This is a genomic window from Halomonas sp. AOP13-D3-9, from assembly GCF_052379125.1.
Lineage (GTDB): Bacteria > Pseudomonadota > Gammaproteobacteria > Pseudomonadales > Halomonadaceae > Vreelandella.
On sequence record NZ_JBQSYH010000002.1, the window covers coordinates 175009 to 189093 of the forward strand.

The 14085-nt window shown below is 54.8% G+C and carries 10 protein-coding genes and 1 CRISPR repeat array; of the genes, 4 read left to right on the forward strand and 6 right to left on the reverse strand.

The window, feature by feature from the left end:
* Positions 1–50: 50 nt before the first annotated feature.
* A complete protein-coding gene (gene glnA / locus ACT3UM_RS02895) occupies positions 51–1457 on the reverse strand; it encodes a glutamate--ammonia ligase (protein WP_498895966.1) in 1407 nt (468 codons plus the stop codon).
* Positions 1458–2028: 571 nt separating this feature from the next.
* On the opposite strand from glnA, the gene ACT3UM_RS02900 reads away from it, so the two are divergent.
* Positions 2029–2652 (forward strand): hypothetical protein, encoded by a 624-nt coding sequence (locus ACT3UM_RS02900; protein WP_498895968.1) that lies wholly within the window; start codon positions 2029–2031, stop codon positions 2650–2652.
* A gap of 54 nt (positions 2653–2706) precedes the next feature.
* On the opposite strand, the gene ACT3UM_RS02905 is transcribed toward ACT3UM_RS02900, so the two are convergent.
* Complete coding sequence (locus tag ACT3UM_RS02905) at positions 2707–3735, reverse strand: acyltransferase family protein (protein ID WP_498895970.1); 1029 nt, start codon at positions 3733–3735, stop codon at positions 2707–2709.
* A 152-nt stretch (positions 3736–3887) separates the two neighbouring features.
* Here ACT3UM_RS02905 and ACT3UM_RS02910 point away from each other — a divergent pair, with 152 nt between their 5' ends.
* From ACT3UM_RS02910 to ACT3UM_RS02920, 3 genes are all read left to right on the forward strand, one after another.
* Positions 3888–4841 (forward strand): alpha/beta hydrolase, encoded by a 954-nt coding sequence (locus ACT3UM_RS02910; RefSeq protein ID WP_498895972.1) that lies wholly within the window; start codon positions 3888–3890, stop codon positions 4839–4841.
* Positions 4842–4921: 80 nt separating this feature from the next.
* Positions 4922–5224, forward strand: a complete 303-nt coding sequence (locus ACT3UM_RS02915) for a hypothetical protein (RefSeq protein WP_498895974.1) — start codon at positions 4922–4924, stop codon at positions 5222–5224.
* A 656-nt stretch (positions 5225–5880) separates the two neighbouring features.
* Positions 5881–6312: a DUF29 domain-containing protein gene (locus ACT3UM_RS02920; protein ID WP_498895976.1), complete on the forward strand. Its 432-nt coding sequence runs from the start codon at positions 5881–5883 to the stop codon at positions 6310–6312.
* 183 nt (positions 6313–6495) lie between these two features.
* Positions 6496–9945: a CRISPR direct-repeat array (repeat unit 28 nt; unit sequence TTTCTGAGCTGCCTGGGCGGCAGCGCAC).
* Between the two features lie 129 nt (positions 9946–10074).
* Here the strand turns inward: ACT3UM_RS02920 and cas6f are convergent.
* From cas6f to csy1, 4 genes are read right to left on the reverse strand one after another with little or no spacing between them, the layout of a single operon-like run.
* Positions 10075–10644, reverse strand: a complete 570-nt coding sequence (gene cas6f, locus ACT3UM_RS02925; RefSeq protein ID WP_498895978.1) for a type I-F CRISPR-associated endoribonuclease Cas6/Csy4 — start codon at positions 10642–10644, stop codon at positions 10075–10077.
* Positions 10645–10647: 3 nt separating this feature from the next.
* Positions 10648–11673 carry a type I-F CRISPR-associated protein Csy3 gene (gene csy3 / locus ACT3UM_RS02930; RefSeq protein ID WP_498895980.1) on the reverse strand — a complete coding sequence of 342 codons (1026 nt, stop codon included), beginning with the start codon at positions 11671–11673 and terminating at the stop codon, positions 10648–10650.
* Positions 11674–11688: 15 nt separating this feature from the next.
* On the reverse strand, positions 11689–12657 hold the full coding sequence (gene csy2 / locus ACT3UM_RS02935; protein WP_498895982.1) for a type I-F CRISPR-associated protein Csy2: 969 nt from the start codon (positions 12655–12657) through the stop codon (positions 11689–11691).
* On the reverse strand, positions 12650–14032 hold the full coding sequence (csy1, locus tag ACT3UM_RS02940; protein ID WP_498895984.1) for a type I-F CRISPR-associated protein Csy1: 1383 nt from the start codon (positions 14030–14032) through the stop codon (positions 12650–12652). Before csy1 ends, csy2 begins: the two co-directional genes overlap by 8 nt.
* Positions 14033–14085: the final 53 nt, after the last annotated feature.

The following is a 14085-nucleotide window of genomic DNA, read 5'->3' on the forward strand; positions in this document are numbered from 1 at the left end:
CTGACCGATAGTAACAGCCAGGGGCAAGTAACGCGGATTAGCAGCTGTACTTAACAGCTATAGTACATATCAAACTCGATGGGGTGCGTAGTCATACGAATACGCTCCACTTCTTCCATCTTGAGCTCGATGTAGGCATCGATCATTTCGTCGCTGAACACGCCGCCTTCGGTTAGGAATGCACGGTCAGTGTCGAGGGCTTCCAGGGCTTGATCCAGGCTGTGCGCCACCGTCGGGACCATTTTGCCTTCTTCTGGCGGCAGGTCGTACAGGTTTTTATCCATGGCATCGCCAGGATGGATCTTGTTCTTGATACCGTCGATACCTGCCATCAACATGGCAGAGAAGGCCAAGTAGGGGTTGGCAGTCGGATCAGGGAAACGCGCCTCAACACGCTTGCCTTTCGGGCTAGCGGTGTAAGGAATACGGATTGAAGCAGAGCGGTTGCGGGCACTGTAAGCCAGCATAACCGGCGCTTCAAAGCCCGGCACCAAACGCTTGTACGAGTTGGTAGACGCGTTAGTAAAGGCGTTCAGGGCGCGGGCATGCTTGATGATGCCGCCGATGTAGAACAGCGCCATTTCAGACAGGCCCGCATACTCGTCACCGGCGAACTGGTTGTTGCCATCTTTCCAGAACGACTGGTGCACGTGCATACCCGAACCGTTGTCACCGACCAGCGGCTTCGGCATAAAGGTGGCGGTTTTGCCATACGCATGAGCCACGTTGTGGATCACGTACTTCATTTCCTGCACTTCGTCAGCTTTCTTCACCAGCGTGTTGAATTTCACGCCGATTTCGTTCTGACCTGCGTTGGAAACTTCGTGGTGGTGAACTTCCACGGTCTGACCAATCGCTTCCAGGGTGTTACACATGGCACCACGAATATCGTGGAAGCTATCCACCGGGGGAACCGGGAAGTAGCCGCCTTTAACGCGCGGACGGTGCCCCAGATTGCCGCCTTCTACCTGGCTATCGGTCGCCCAAGCGCCTTCGTCAGAAGTGATCTTGTACATGGAACCTTGAATATCAGACTTCCAGTGCACCTCGTCAAAGATGAAGAATTCAGGCTCAGGACCAAAGAAAGCGGTGTCGCCCAGGCCGGTTGACTGCAGGTAAGCCTCGGCACGCTTGGCAATGGAACGCGGGTCACGGTCGTAGCCCTGCATGGTGGCCGGCTCGATGATATCGCAACGCAGCACCAGCGTGGCATCTTCGGTGAAGGGGTCAAGGTAACCCGTACCATCTTCCGGGCGCAGAATCATGTCGGATTCGTTGATGCCCTTCCAACCTTCAATAGAAGAGCCATCGAACATTTGGCCATTCTCGAAGAATTCTTCGTCTACATCGCGGGCAGGCACGGTCACGTGCTGCTCTTTACCGCGAGTATCGGTAAAACGAAGGTCTACCCATTTAACATCGTGTTCTTCAATTAGCGCGAGGGTCTTGGCTGACATAGTGTCCTCCGGTATGAGCGTGGCTTAAAGCTAACGACAGTAAGCTACCGATAAAAGTGTTGTTCGACAAACTGTTCGACAAACTACGTGCTAAGTAGCACGTTTGTCATTCTTGTTCGCTCAGCGTTTGCCTGGCATTTTTTTGCCTGACATCAATTAACAAATCGCTCAGCGAACATTTCAGACCGGCTATCGTTTTAGCATGCCGCAGGGCTTATGCCTACGGCCCACTAGCCGCTTCAAAACTTACTAATCAGTCAAAGCACTTTTCATGCCAACACTGCACCAATATGGCGTAAAAAAACAATAAACGATTGTTTTTCATATATTAAAAAATAAAGCTAAATGCCTCTTGATGACGCATAACAGCTAAACAAGGTGCCTCAAGTCAGCTAAAAGCTCTTCTTTGCACCAAAATAGAACAAAAATAGTGCTCAATGCGCCATTAAGGTGCGCTAAATCTACTGAACTCTCTTTTTTAGCTCGCAAGCTTTTTTACTTGCTACCTAAATAAACCAGATACTACAATAAATTACAAACTGATAGATTTACTCACACGTGGAGTCGGCAAATGGGATCGGTCTGCTTTATTGTTGATGCCATGGTGACGGGTGAGACGTTGCCACGCCATTTAAAATCCATACGTGAGTCCGGTGTTGCCGACCACTTGCTGCCCATTTTGGTGACGGCCACTCAAGCGCAAACGCGCATGAGTGTTATCGAGAAACGCTACCACACTCACTCGTTGATTACGCCAGCGCGGCCGCTAGGGGCTCGCCTAAATAAAGCCGCGTTTGCCAGTCAAGCAGAGTGGCTCATCATTGCGCTGCAGAAAAAACCTTTGCCTGCTGCACTTTGGGGCGCGCTCTATCCACAGCTCAACACTTACACCCTTGACGCCTTAATTATCGGCCTCACTCGGCCATCGCTGTCGGAACGCATTCTGCGGCGCCTGTTGGCAAGCGCGTTAATCTTGCCGCCCTACATCGCCGTTAGGCGCGTTTGGCTTGAACGCTTGGGTGGGTTTGACCCTGAACTTGATGATGACAGCGCGATAGTCGATTTTTTGCAGCGCTTACACGCCTGCCCCACTCGCTTGAAAACCTACAGCGGGCACCTGCTGAGCCAAATGGATGAACCAGACGATTCTTCGCTGTCTACCCCACCCGGTGCGGCCTGCACATCGCACTTTTAACGCGCGCTCCATCGTTACCCTCTACCGCTACCCTCACTGCTCTTTGGGCGCTTGCTAGCTGACCTTCAGCCGCTTACCAAATAGCATGGCTCCCAGTGTAGTGGTATTGGCCAGCTTATTTAGGCCCACAGACCCAGCTGCGCCCACTACCATGAGCACCAGCGCATACACCCAAACCGGTAACGACAAAGGCTCAATCGCCAAATCGGCGAGCACAAAGAACATAGGGTGAGCCAAGTAGATACCAAATGAATACGCGTTGATGTGGCGCGCCCATAAAGGCGCCGGGCGCCCAGCCAAGTAGCGCATGGCGCACAGCGTAAACAGCACGAAGAAAGGAACCACCCACACCTCTTTGGAAGAGAACGCCAGCCAGCCAGCAAAGGTCGCAGCAATAATCAGCGCCACCCACAGCACCAACCAATCAGGGCGTGCCATCTGCTGCATCCAAGCAGGCCGCGCCAGCAATACGCTCTCAGGGGCTAGCGGATAGTAACGCACCAGCACCAGCGCCAGGAAAAATACATAAATCCACCCCAGCGGGGCTATCCACAGCAGGTATCCGGGCAGGTCAACGTCAAACCAGTATGCCAGCCCCCAATACGCCATGCTGATCACACAGGCGCCCCACAGCCACGGCACCGGGTTCAAGCGCCACAGCTGCCAATGGGTAAACGACCAATAAGCCACATAAAACTGCATCGCGATGATCAAAAAATAGCCATGCCAGCCCGCGTACACATAATACTCAATGGCATTGGCCACGAACCCCACCGGCTCACCGGAAGCCCGTAACCTTGCCCATTCCGCCGTCGAATAAATAAAGCCATACACAAAGTAGGGAACCATCACATACTTCACGCGCTGGGCAAGAAAACCTTCCGGCACGGATTTATCGTAGCGAACGGCAAACACAAAGACAGCAATAAACAGGAAGATCGGCGTACCCAACACCAGCGGTATGCGCATCAAATCGGTGGCAACGTTATTGAGGCGTTGATTGACGTGATCTAATAAATGAAACAAAAAAACGGCCATACAGCCGTAAGCACGTAACCAATAGATCTCTTCAATTTTCCGCATTGGGCCTCCCGCCGCGACCTACTCCTACCCTGGCATTTTGAATGGCGATTATGAATGACTATGCTAACTGACTGTCTTATATGGCTATGATGAACAATGAGGGCCTTCACGCTGTCCGACCCTATTGAACAGTTTTAATTCCCGGAGGAAACGTGTTCATCACTAAGCTTCCGTTACTCTCGTACCGATGTAACGCCCTACTCACCGCGTTTATTGGCTGGCTAACGTTTAGCGGCCATAGCTTAGCCAGCGAGGTCGAACACCATCAGTTTTTCTCGCCCACGCTCGGTTACGACTACCCCTATAGCATTTATTTACCCGACAGTTATGACACCCAAGCGACAGACGCGTACCCGGTCGTTTATATGCTGCACGGCTCTTTCGGCACCGACCGCGACTGGGTTTCTCGCGGCAACTTGCAGCAGGTAGCGGATAGGTTAATCGCCGCCGGGCATATTCCTCCGGCGGTGTTCATTATGCCCGGCAGCCGCAGTTGGTGGGTGGATGGGCACAACGAACCTGCCCGCAGCGCCTTTTTTAACGACCTAATGCCCCACATAGAAGCGACCTACCGTGTGGGACAAGAGCGCCACCTGCGAGGCGTAGCGGGCCTCTCCGCTGGCGGCTACGGCGCGCTCAACTTTGCCCTGGAACGGCCGGAGCTGTTTGCCGCAGTGGCCGCGTTAAGCCCCGCAAGCTACGCCCCCCTTCCACCGCGCAACTCCTCCGCCTGGCGCCACCCAGCCTTTCGCAATGACCAGGGGCAATTTGATCGCGAGCTATGGAAATCCCTCAACTACATTGAGCATTTGGAAGAGTATCGCCTGCGCGTGACACCCCGCGGCACTGAAGAAGAGGGCGACCTCTCCCCCGTGCCGCTGTATATCAGCGCCGGGCGTAGCGACGTTTACGACGCTGAATTTCACGCCCGCCTCCTGCGCCAAGCCATGGAGCGCATTCAGCCCAACGATGTGCGCCTTGACCTCTACCCCGGCGGACACACATGGCAGGTATGGCGCGCCAGCCTACCGGCAGCGCTCAACTTTCTATTTCAGTACGTGGGGCAGGAAAACAGCCTAGCGTCGGTGGAGGAACAAAACACATAACGCCGCTTAAAGCACTACACTAAAGCAATACTCAGCACGGCACTTTTTAAGACACTCTTATTTCAACAAGGAAGACAGCAATGCATCAGCATATCGAATGGGACGAACCCGGCAGCGCCAGCGTAGCGGAATACTTTAAAAACGACCCTGATCACAACGCCCCCGACCCTGGCGACATTATCTCCGCCCGCTACCAAGGCGCCATGGTGCGCGTCAAAGTAGAAGCCTACCGAGAAGACGACGCCGTCAGCATCGGCGAAGTCGCCGCCATCATCGACACCAAAGGCGGCCGCCACCAAAGCCATCACAAACTCGAAGTCGGCCACATCGTCCGAGTACCCGACGATAAACGCGCCATGGAAACACCGCCGAAAGAAGATTAAAGCTTCGCGTTTTCTAAACTCACCAGACAAGCCACCAACACGGTGGCTTTTTCGCGCAAAGTTAAACAACCAAGCAGCACATTGAGTAGCGTTAGCGCACCCGCGAAAGCACCGCACAGCGGTGCCACGGGCACACACCTTAAAGCCAGCTTTAAAAATTGCCTCGGCTGAAACGCACTGCGGATGGGGAGACTCGAACTCCCACACCTTTCCTAAGCTGCCTGAGCGGAAATGCCAATTTTGCCACGTATTACGAGTCATGCACATTCCGAGTAGCGCGGCGTAAGCGTCAGCGCACCCGCGAAAGCACCGCGCAGCGGTGCCAAGTGCACATATCTTAAATCTAACCACGACTGCCTGGGCGGCAGCGAACAGTAGCGAGTTGAAAGAGCACTTTCAAAGAACTTTCTAAGCTGCCTGGGCGGCATCACATAATGCCTGTCATGTTCCCCAGCAGCGCAGTTTCAAGCTTCCTAGACGGCAATGTAAAATTGATCATCACAACACAAAGCGACAGGCAAACTATCCCAGCACTCCGCTTTAGCACCAGTAAACAGAAGATATCCCGTAAACTTATATTCACTTCAATATTGTCGCCTGCTGTCGTCGAACGTTTACACTAAACAGATACAAAGCGGTTTTAGAGGAGCATCACTATGGCCGTACATTATGAACACGATGCCTACGCCTGGGCGCTTGAACAAGCAGGGCTTCTGCGGGCGGGAAAACTGGAACAACTTGATCTTGAGCACCTCGCCGAGGAGATTGAGAGCATGGGCAAAAGCGAACGGCGCGCGCTGGTCAGCCAACTGGCCCGCCTATTAATGCACCTGCTTAAATGGGATCACCAGCCAGAACGACGCTCACGCAGTTGGCGGTTGACGATCATCGATGCCCAAGCCAAAACAACCCGCCTGCTGAACGACAATCCCAGCTTGAGAGCATCGCTACCTGAACTGATGAACGAAGCGTATGAGGATGCACGCCGCGCAGCAGCGATTGAGACCGATAGCGAGTTGCATGATTTTCCAGAGGAATGTATGTACGGTTTCGATGAAGCGGTAACGTTTCAACCTGACGAGCACTAAGCTGTATCACCCCAAACAAACCACCTTACTCGCCCAGTGCACGTTACGGGTAGCGCGTGGCAAGCCTCAGGCGCACCCGCGAAAGCACCGCACAGCGTTGCCAAGGGCACATATCTTAAATCTAACCACAACTGCCTGGGCGGCAGCGAACATCAAAGGGGCTCATCCTTGGCGGCTCCGATTTTTCTGAGCTGCCTGGGCGGCAGCGCACGTAGTTCCTTGTCGCCGATAAAGACGCATGTATTTCTGAGCTGCCTGGGCGGCAGCGCACCAGTACACCGTAGAGCGCAAGGTGATTCTGCTTTTCTGAGCTGCCTGGGCGGCAGCGCACCTGCGCTAACCGTGTCGTGCCCGGATTGTGATTTTCTGAGCTGCCTGGGCGGCAGCGCACAATACGCGTAGTCCTGCGACGGTTGAGGCGTATTTCTGAGCTGCCTGGGCGGCAGCGCACTGTGCCCCCCAAAGAGCGGGCAAGCTTGGCCTTTTCTGAGCTGCCTGGGCGGCAGCGCACACTTCCACCGCAAACACCCGCGAGCCTGAAAATTTCTGAGCTGCCTGGGCGGCAGCGCACCTGTGTTCGAGGGTCGTAGCCTTGCTCTAGCTTTTCTGAGCTGCCTGGGCGGCAGCGCACACGCCTATGTGCGGCGCTGGCGGCCTACCTTTTTTCTGAGCTGCCTGGGCGGCAGCGCACATCGCTGCGCGAAGTGCCGCAACGCCTGCATTTTTCTGAGCTGCCTGGGCGGCAGCGCACTCTCTACATAATTTATAGCGCATGCGCCTGTCTTTCTGAGCTGCCTGGGCGGCAGCGCACGAATCTTATCTGCGGCCATCGAGATGCTCTTATTTCTGAGCTGCCTGGGCGGCAGCGCACTTTGCCACCAGTTTTGAGCATAGGCTTCTGGCGTTTCTGAGCTGCCTGGGCGGCAGCGCACTCGGCAAGCTGCAAGCTGCGCGTGACGTTCTATTTCTGAGCTGCCTGGGCGGCAGCGCACGAAAAGATCTCTGATGACCCAAGCGCTTTATTTTTCTGAGCTGCCTGGGCGGCAGCGCACAAGCGCTATTGCCCCAGGGGTCGGATCACATGTTTCTGAGCTGCCTGGGCGGCAGCGCACGATGAATCGCTGCGTGAGGCTGAGCGCATCCTTTTCTGAGCTGCCTGGGCGGCAGCGCACGCCTCTCTGTTGGCTGCTGTGTTTTTCGTAGTTTTCTGAGCTGCCTGGGCGGCAGCGCACGGGTCGCCAGTGAGTCAGCGAGCAGTGCGGCAGTTTCTGAGCTGCCTGGGCGGCAGCGCACAATGCGACGATCAATATCCCAAACGGCATCAATTTCTGAGCTGCCTGGGCGGCAGCGCACTTTTCTGGCAGTAGAGCCTGCACCGTCTAAACTTTCTGAGCTGCCTGGGCGGCAGCGCACTGTCGTCGCTCATCTCGAACGCGGTAGTAATCTTTCTGAGCTGCCTGGGCGGCAGCGCACCGACAGCAACACCTCGTCAGTTTCTTCGCGCTTTTCTGAGCTGCCTGGGCGGCAGCGCACGCCAACAACGCAATGTAATGCGCTTTCATCATTTTCTGAGCTGCCTGGGCGGCAGCGCACTCATTTACTATTTGGCCGCGTTGAGCGGGTGATTTCTGAGCTGCCTGGGCGGCAGCGCACCATATCGTCATAGGACTAGGGCAGTCGTTGATTTTCTGAGCTGCCTGGGCGGCAGCGCACCTAAGAGGCGAGTATGAAAGCCTGACCATTGATTTCTGAGCTGCCTGGGCGGCAGCGCACCAGACCCCGCTAGAGTCATTTGGCACCGAATTTTTCTGAGCTGCCTGGGCGGCAGCGCACAAACCCGCTCAAAGGGCGGGTTAAGTGGGGTTTTTCTGAGCTGCCTGGGCGGCAGCGCACTCAGATACTGCCCCGCAACCACGCGGTTACGCTTTCTGAGCTGCCTGGGCGGCAGCGCACTGGCTAGTATAGACGTAAACCAGCCACGTCTATTTCTGAGCTGCCTGGGCGGCAGCGCACAGTACAGATTTCTTTATCGGCGTCACTGACGTTTTCTGAGCTGCCTGGGCGGCAGCGCACTTAAGAAAACGGCGGCCAAGAATGTCGCGATATTTCTGAGCTGCCTGGGCGGCAGCGCACGTCAAGCCGAATGCCGTATTGCCTGCCCGATTTTTCTGAGCTGCCTGGGCGGCAGCGCACCTGGGAGGTGCTAACTCGGAAGCGGAAGAGTTTTTCTGAGCTGCCTGGGCGGCAGCGCACTTTGCTACGGCGGGTGGATCTGATTATGGAGGTTTCTGAGCTGCCTGGGCGGCAGCGCACTTCTTATGCGGCGATCCCGTATTTATTCATTATTTCTGAGCTGCCTGGGCGGCAGCGCACTGGTCGACGAAAGGGCAGATCGGTGTCGTTGATTTCTGAGCTGCCTGGGCGGCAGCGCACCAATCAGCGATCAACCAGAGACGCGGCGAACATTTCTGAGCTGCCTGGGCGGCAGCGCACAAGACCCGCGATATGGGCATGTCATGGCTAACTTTCTGAGCTGCCTGGGCGGCAGCGCACGGCGGGCTACTCATCCCGTCACCACGCCGAGATTTCTGAGCTGCCTGGGCGGCAGCGCACGATGCCTCCTTAATTTAATCGGACGTTATCGCTTTCTGAGCTGCCTGGGCGGCAGCGCACTTCTTATGAGCATCGATTGAAGCCTGCACCCATTTCTGAGCTGCCTGGGCGGCAGCGCACCCATCTGCACCGGCCGAACCTGATACATTTCATTTCTGAGCTGCCTGGGCGGCAGCGCACGAGTGAGGCTATGAAAGATTTCGACAAGAAGTTTTCTGAGCTGCCTGGGCGGCAGCGCACCAGAGCGCGACATCATGGGTCTGGACAATAAATTTCTGAGCTGCCTGGGCGGCAGCGCACGAAAGACGCGCTCAATGCCGCGCTGAGGGCGGTTTCTGAGCTGCCTGGGCGGCAGCGCACGGCCTAGCTGCTCGCCAGCACCTTCAGTGCTTTTTCTGAGCTGCCTGGGCGGCAGCGCACATCGAGAGCGGATGGTCAGGGCAAGCGCCGCATTTCTGAGCTGCCTGGGCGGCAGCGCACGTCGTATGTCGAGGGGGTGGGTAGCAAGTCGTTTTCTGAGCTGCCTGGGCGGCAGCGCACGCTCTATAGATGTAGAGCTAACCTGGCGCGATTTTCTGAGCTGCCTGGGCGGCAGCGCACAGTTTTCATGGACGCGGTACGTTTTCGGGTTTTTTCTGAGCTGCCTGGGCGGCAGCGCACGTCATGGTGCGCTCCACAATTGAAGGTGAGCATTTCTGAGCTGCCTGGGCGGCAGCGCACACGGCATGTCACGCACTATTGTAAGCGCCCTATTTCTGAGCTGCCTGGGCGGCAGCGCACTTGAGCGAAATGACAGTATTGTCTTAGCACGTTTTCTGAGCTGCCTGGGCGGCAGCGCACTTAGCCAGTGATGCTAACGTTGTTAATTCTCTTTTCTGAGCTGCCTGGGCGGCAGCGCACGGCAAACACTCGAAACAGCAAAAGCGACTGACTTTCTGAGCTGCCTGGGCGGCAGCGCACTCACGCCTGTTATTAAAACAATGGCGGCTGTTTTTCTGAGCTGCCTGGGCGGCAGCGCACTAGAGCATATCAAAATTAATCTACTGATTGTTAAAGAGCTTCAGCCAAAAAAAGCGGTATCACCCTTTTTCGAGCGATACCGCTAAGTGATTGATTATTAGTCGCCTATTTTCATGCTAGAAAAAAGGGTTAAAACCAGGGCACTGTGGCGCTGGGGCTTAAACCATAGTGGCTAAACGAACCCGACACCGGCTTTTCCTGCGGCTTGCCATGTTCAATAAACAGGCTAAAGCGCTGCTGGGTTGAATGGCTGTTTATTTGCACAAAGGGAAGCTCAATACGTCGCGCCGCGACTTTGGCGTAAATTTTCCGCGCCTCTTCGTCTGAAATGTTATGCCGCTTGGCATAACGTTTAGCACGGCTTTCGCTCCCTGTATTAAACTGCTTACGCGCCACATTGATATGCTGAACATCAGCAGGCACCGCAAGCACTTCGCTCACCTGGGTATGGTCACGCATGCCCGTTAGCCAGTCAGCACTCATTAGTTGCTGCAAACGCGCTTGTGTACCGTGCAGGCGCAGGCGGTCGCCCAGCGTGCGAGCGCGGACACCATGTTTATGCTTTGGAAAACTGACTCCCACGTCTGCGGCTTCTAGATCAAACAACGCACGGTGCAACTTGTTGTAAAGCGCGCCCATGAGCATTGATTCTGGAAAATCCGGATCGGGCCTTAAGCGGATATCGATATAGTGATCCATGGTTTACCCCGCTTCGCCGAATACACCGCCGCGAATCAGGGTCGCCATAACAAAGTGCTGGTCTTCCTTCGTAGGCACTTGATCCTTGATCATCCAGTTATCCAGGAGTGAATAGAAATCCGCTTTCTGCTTGGGCTGGCGGTACGCTTTACCTTGGGTGGTCACTGAGCCATACGGCTCAACGGCAATAGGCCCAAGGTCTTCATCGTTCTCATTGGGGTACCAGGTGTCGATGGTACGAATGGCGTTGCCCAGTTTCTGAGAGTGAATACCGGCGATCTTGCTAACGTGATAAAGCGTTTTGCTCTTATCACCCCGGCCCCGGTCAAGAATCAGCTCTTGCGAAGGGAACACTTCTTGGCCACTGCCCACGCGCACATAAGCCACTACCTCTAGCAGTAAGTGCTGCTCACCGGCCAGTGCGGAGGCAATAACTCCGGCGAGCTCTTGAAGCTCGGCAGTGTCCTCGAAGGCCCGCAACGAGAGCGACAGTGCATCAAACGTCCACTCTTTGGTGGTTTTACCCTGGGCCAATTGTCGAACGCTTACCTCAACTTGCTCTGCGCCCATGCGGTTACGCCACAGAAAGCGGCCATTAGCGAGGTTATTGGCATAGCGATGCGCCAGCTCGCCGAAGCCTTGTGCTTGCTTATACTCGGCAACTGCCTGTTCCAGTTTGGCTTGGTACTCGGCGTTATTACAGGCCGAAGGCGTTCCGGCACCCGCCAATACACGCAGCGTAAATCGAGCAACTAAGGTGTCTGCATCGTGGGGCAGCGTGGCGACATCGACAGTTTGCAGGTTGGGATTTTCAATCGCCGCGTCTAGCTTAGCTGGGTCTTGGTCTTTGGCTTTCAGGCGGTTGGAAATGGTGCCGCGCACCGACTTTTCACGCACTTCTACCGGCTGCCACTGCTGATTATCTTGTCGCTTTTCCCAGCTGCTGGCGTAAAGCAGGGCATCGGAAGGATCAAGCTTGCGTTCAAAGGCGAGGACGGAAGCGGTTTTAAGGGTATCGTTTTTAGCCATGATAAAGCTCCTGGTTTACTGTGCAGTGGCGCGAAGGTGGTAATCGTTATTGAGTCGGTAAAGTCCCGCTTCTTCGTCGTTATCAACGTACCAAAGCAGGTCTTCCGGTTGCTTCATGCGGTGAGGGCTGACCCATTCGCCAATGGAGTAGAGGCTTTCAACAAAGCGAAACTGAGTCTTGGCATCACGGGCATTGGCCACTTCTCCGGGTGGGAAAAGATCAGAAATAGCGCCGTAACCTACGGGGATAGGCACCAGCCAGCCACGATAGGGGCGCTGCACCTGCCAAACGGGCTTCTCGTTGGATTCACCTTCATTTTCCAGGGTGCAATAGTGATTGAGCCGTGAAAGGTCTAGCCACGTATCCAGCAAACTGGCTTCCGGGTTTTGCTGTTGCAGCGTTTGGTGATGTTCGGTGAGGTAGTCGTCGCGCAGGGTTAGCGCAAAGCCCGGCAGCCAGCGGCGCTTTAGGCGGGCGAACTGCTTTTGCCGTTTTTCTTCATCGTCATCAAGCGTGACCCATTGTGGGCGTTGCTTGTGGCTTGGCACGGCGCGGTTAGGAATGATGCTGCCACCGGCAATACGCATACCCGCAACGATCTCACCGATTTGATGGGCAATATCTTCATGCTCACTTTCTGTAGCAGCACTATCCATTGAGAAGATCAGAGTGATATCAAGATGGACGCGCCCTTCCTCCACAATCGCTGCTGTACCACCCGATTTATCCACCGGGTTACGGGTGAGATGAAAGCCCCGAATGTAACCGCCATCAGTGGCTTGGGCTTCAAAGTCGTGGCAAATAACCCCAACACGGCCTAATGAAACGGGAAGACTCGCATCTGCTAATTTCCGCTCTAGAGCATGCATCAAGCCCACAAAAGCACTCATGGCAGGAAAGCCCCAGGTCATTGGGCTAGAAATTGCGTTGGCGTTTTGCACCCGCAGGCGCGGCAGGACTAGGAGGTTTTTCACTTCACTCATCGTCATCACCTCCTGGCAGGTTAGTTAAGTCTTCCATTAGGTTTTCCATCCAGCGACGGTCACGATCCAGCATGGCTTGATGGGCCGTATCTTTCGCTAATTCGCTTCGCCAGTAGCGATACTCCATATCGCCAAAGGGCAGCTTTCCACCTAAGGCGTCATTGAGCCATTTAGCAAAGCTGTGGCGAACGTCATCTGCCCAGTTGTTACTGTTCCTTGCTTCACGAAAGCCAATATCTTCTTCGGCGCGACCAGGGTCTAGCCAAAAAATCTCATTCTGCACTAAACGGCAATGTTCATCCTTGCTCCACCCAGCAGGTAAGCTATGCATTTGCATGGCAAAAAGCATCAGCTCGTCCATCAGCATTGCAGTGAAGTCATCGCGCAGGTCGCGAGTGTGCATAGTGGTAGAAGGGTTAGTTTCTAGGAACTGTTTTAGGTCATAGACCAACGTCCAAACTTCTCTACGGCGACCAAAGATCCCAGGATGCGTAAAAACTGAATCCACCTTCAGCGGCGGTCGGATGTCGCGCACATTCCAGCTCGGTGGCATTGAGGCCAGCAAATAGTTATTCCCGCCTCGCTCGCTATTCAGCTGCGAGATATTTTGTGGCTTAGTGCCTCCCATTTTCTGTACGGCTAAGTCAGGATAGTTGTGCACGGTTTGCTCGGCGTATTTGTCCTCCCGCTTGGCCTTGCGTGCTTCTTTGGCCTCTTCGCTAAAACGGTCATGGTTAATAGTTTGAAATACGCGGTGGGCCAGCGAGGTGGCATAGAGTGGAGCTAGCAGATGGAAGTTATCGGCGTCATTTTCTAGGTCTGCGGCATCATCACCCACCAGCCAGTAGAGCTGTTTACCCCGGGTATGCGAGGCGTGCTCACCACGCGGCTCGGTAATCGCCGCAAAGGCGCTGATCCACGCCTGAGCTTGTTCGGGGTTATCGCTTAACGCTTTTGCTAGCTCAGTGTCATTTTCCAGCGCCCGCTCAAGTAGCGATTTCCCCTCAAATTGCAGCTTTAAGAACTTATAAACATCCAAGGCTGCGGCGTTCCCCACGACATCGCCCGCAAAATCAGCGGGTAGCGTGTGGCTGCCGACAAGACAATGATTGTTTAGCGATTCAGGAGGGGCGTAAAGATTGGAGCCTTTGGCATCGGGGTGGATAGGCTTGAGAGAGTGGGTAACGACTTGCAGTTGTCCAACGCGCCTTGCCGCATCGTTGATCCAGGTATCGAATTGGAACTGCTCGACCAGGGCATGGTATTTCGGATCATCGGGAGCTAGCTTTTCCGCCTTGGTATCGAAGCGCTCTTTTAGAAAGTGCTGGATGACTAAATTGAGTTTTTGCCCCCCGTTGTCGGTTCTTTCCCGCATAACTCTACTCCCTAATCATGTTTTATACTGTAGCCTTGAACGATCTTGCGACT